The 2,875-nt window shown below is 64.7% G+C and carries 4 protein-coding genes and 1 pseudogene; 2 read left to right on the top strand and 3 right to left on the bottom strand.

What is annotated here, in order from left to right; genetic code table 11:
• Positions 1 to 327: pseudogene (locus AC1DT2_RS19815) on the bottom strand (Lnb N-terminal periplasmic domain-containing protein); the annotation flags it as partial.
• Positions 328 to 520: 193 nt separating this feature from the next.
• On the opposite strand from AC1DT2_RS19815, the gene AC1DT2_RS19810 reads away from it, so the two are divergent.
• Positions 521 to 1,219: an HAD family hydrolase gene (locus tag AC1DT2_RS19810; RefSeq protein ID WP_477298207.1), complete on the top strand. Its 699-nt coding sequence runs from the start codon at positions 521 to 523 to the stop codon at positions 1,217 to 1,219.
• On the opposite strand, the gene AC1DT2_RS19805 is transcribed toward AC1DT2_RS19810, so the two are convergent.
• A complete protein-coding gene (locus AC1DT2_RS19805; RefSeq protein WP_477298205.1) occupies positions 1,220 to 1,633 on the bottom strand; it encodes a PAS domain S-box protein in 414 nt (137 codons plus the stop codon).
• Positions 1,634 to 1,793: 160 nt separating this feature from the next.
• Here AC1DT2_RS19805 and AC1DT2_RS19800 point away from each other — a divergent pair, with 160 nt between their 5' ends.
• Positions 1,794 to 2,330, top strand: a complete 537-nt coding sequence (locus AC1DT2_RS19800) for a BON domain-containing protein (RefSeq protein WP_477298203.1) — start codon at positions 1,794 to 1,796, stop codon at positions 2,328 to 2,330.
• Position 2,331: 1 nt separating this feature from the next.
• Here AC1DT2_RS19800 and AC1DT2_RS19795 read toward each other — a convergent pair whose 3' ends face one another.
• A complete protein-coding gene (locus tag AC1DT2_RS19795) occupies positions 2,332 to 2,751 on the bottom strand; it encodes a response regulator (RefSeq protein ID WP_477298200.1) in 420 nt (139 codons plus the stop codon).
• Between the last annotated feature and the right edge of the window lie 124 nt (positions 2,752 to 2,875).

Raw genomic sequence — 2,875 nt, 5'->3', positions numbered from 1 at the left:
GTGCAGGGTGACGTGGGATCCATGGACCTCCCCTGAAAGAAGCCGAGCCACATCGTCCGACCAGACGCGGTCGTTGCGGGGCTGGATGGTGATCCACCAGCCGATGAGCAACGCCAGGGCCACCCCCAGGGCGATCGGCGCCCACCACACCCGCCAGCCGAACAGGGCGAGCAGCAGGCCGACGTAAAGCACGCTCCAGAGCACGGCACCCGTCGCGCGGGCGGGTACCGGACCGGGCAGCTGGTAGAACAAGGCGATAGCCCCCCAGGCGCCGGAGAGGAACAGCAGCACGCCCGCCAGGGCTCCCGCGAAAGTTCGGGCGAGCATCCTGCGTTTTCTCATGGGCAAATGGGTTCCGAATGGCTCATCAGACAAGCGTCGCCGCTGCCGCCGGGGAACGCAAACGTTTCCACTGCCGAAATGACCTATTCGGACTATGGCGCACTGCCACAAAGCGGGTTATTTTCGGGATGAAGCCGGCCATACGAGCGCGGCAATGCTGTTTTGAAAGGGGGCTGGCATGGTCCGTTTTCCGGCGACACCGCAGGCGATCGTCTTCGACCTCGACGGCGTGCTCTTCGATACCGAAGCGCTGTACCGCGATGCCCTGCTTGCCGCGGCCTCGGACGTCGGCATCCACATCCCCCTGTCGCTGTGCCAGCGGATGGTCGGCCTCCACGGTCATGCGGCGCGCATGCTGCTTCGCGAATACGTGGGCGACGAGGTTGACCTCGACGCCGTATGGACAGGCGCTTCCGAGCGTTACCACGCCATGTTCGACACCGACCTCCGGCTGAAACCCGGCGTGACCGCCCTGCTGGACACCCTGGATGAGTTCGGCCTGCCCCGCGCCATCGCCACCTCCTCGTCCCATGGCACGGCTATCCATCATCTTGAGAAGTTTGGCCTACGTGACCGTTTCGACGCCCTCGTGGCGGCGGGAGACTGCGAGCGCTGCAAGCCCTACCCCGATCCCTACCTGCGCGCGGCGCGCATCCTCAACAAGCCGGCCAACTGCTGCCTTGCCCTCGAGGACTCCCAGGCCGGCGTGCGCTCGGCCGTGGCTGCCGGACTGCCGACGATCATGGTGCCCGACCTGCAGCAGCCGTCGGCCGAACTGCGCCGCCTTTGCGCAGGCATCGTGACCGACCTGGACGTCGTGAACGACTGGCTTCGCCAGGCCTGCGGCGCCGCAAGCCGCGACGCCCCGGCGCACTGATCAGCCCGATGTGACCTCGCCGATCGCGTCGTGTACCAGCACGGAGGCGACCTGGTCTCCCTCATGGTCGACCACGGGATAGRCTGAGCCCTGCATCGTCTGCCGCGAGCCATCCGGCCGGCGAACCACCCAGCGGGCGTGCTTGCTGGTCTCGCCTTTACGAACGGCGCGGGCCAGCGGGAGATCTTCGGACGGGTATGGCCGACCTTCTTCGGTGAAGATGCTGTACATCCGGCTGTAGTCTTCCGGCCCCACCGCCAGTCGAACCCACCCATGCAACTCCGCCGCACGTTCATTGACGTGGACGATGTCGCCCTGGGCATCCGCGACGATCACGCCGAACGACGTGTCCTTGAGACTACGCCATGGATGACCCCCGAAGGTCCACGGCTCATCGAAACTGATACGCGACATCTCACCCCCGTAACGATGTCTGGCGGATCGCCGGTTTCCGACGATGTGCGGGCCATAGTGGACAAAACCGCCGGTAGCCACAAGGGAACTACGTCGCGTCCACGCGCCCTGCATGGATAAAAGCGAAGACTGACCACTCTTACCGTGCCGGAGTCCCACCATGGGTCGTTTTGATGAACGTAACGTGCCGGGCGACGAGTTCGGCAGCATGTACGCCAACCGGGGTCGTTTCCCCGAGCAGCGGGACTTCGGGGCGAGTCCCTATGAGGYGGGTCATGAGGCCAGCGCCGGGCGACACCCAGGCCACCGCGACTTTGGCGGGCACCATGCTTACGAAGGACGCCATCCTGGGCACCGCAACTTCGGCCGCGATGAGGGCGATTCCGCGCATGGTGGCGAAGGACGCCGTTGGACGGCGTCAGGCTATCCCGGCGGATATCGGGGTGTCGGTCCTCGAGGCTACGCGCGCGCCGACGAACGCATCAGCGAGGACGTATGCGAAAGACTGACGCTGCACGACGCGATCGACGCATCGAACATCCAGGTGGGCGTGTCGGAGGGCGTGGTCACGTTGAGCGGGGACGTGCCCGAGCGCTACATGAAACACCTTGCCGAGGACGCGGTGGTGGATACCGTGGGGGTAAAGGAGGTCGAGAACACGCTGCGCGTAAGGGCGGGCATCCGGACCGAGGCTTGATTCAGCCGCGGCCAGCTGCTGACAAGGCGACGCTGGCCGCTGTCGCGTGCACCGCGACGCGTCCGCAAGCCTCGCGGATGGCGTGTTCCAGTTGCTGCGCGCTATAGGGCTTGCACACGAGAGGAGCGAGGTATCGAACCGGGATGTCGAGTGGCATCGCGCCGGTCGCGAGCACGAAGGGAATGCCTCGACGGATCAGTTCGTCCAGCGCGGGATAAGCCATGATGCCTTGCAGATCCAGGTCCACGACGGCGACGTCGCAGCGCTCCACGTGGGCCACGCGAATGGCATCTTCGATACACCCGGCGCACGCCACCACCTCATAGCCCAGCCGACCGACGAGTAAGTCTGTGAGCGCTGAGGCCAACCCGGAATGGTCTTCGAAAATGATCGCGCGTGGCGCCGCCTGCTCAGTAATCATGAAAGCCTCGATATCGGCTTTGGGGAAGCTGTGGATGAAACTACTACCGATTTTGCACGTTGAATATAGACCACTAGGCAGATTTTTCACGGTGGCCGAATAGACCTTTCACGAACGTATGGCC

The sequence above is a fragment of the Luteibacter sp. P4_E6 genome (genome assembly GCF_056401535.1).
This window is presented reverse-complemented; position numbering and strand designations above follow the sequence as displayed.

What these genes read in the sequence shown, in the direction of transcription:
- AC1DT2_RS19810 (WP_477298207.1), top strand. Translation starts at nt 521, where the DNA reads ATGGTCCGTTTTCCGGCGACACCGCAGGCGATCGTCTTCGACCTCGAC.
- AC1DT2_RS19795 (WP_477298200.1), bottom strand. Translation starts at nt 2,751, where the DNA reads ATGATTACTGAGCAGGCGGCGCCACGCGCGATCATTTTCGAAGACCAT.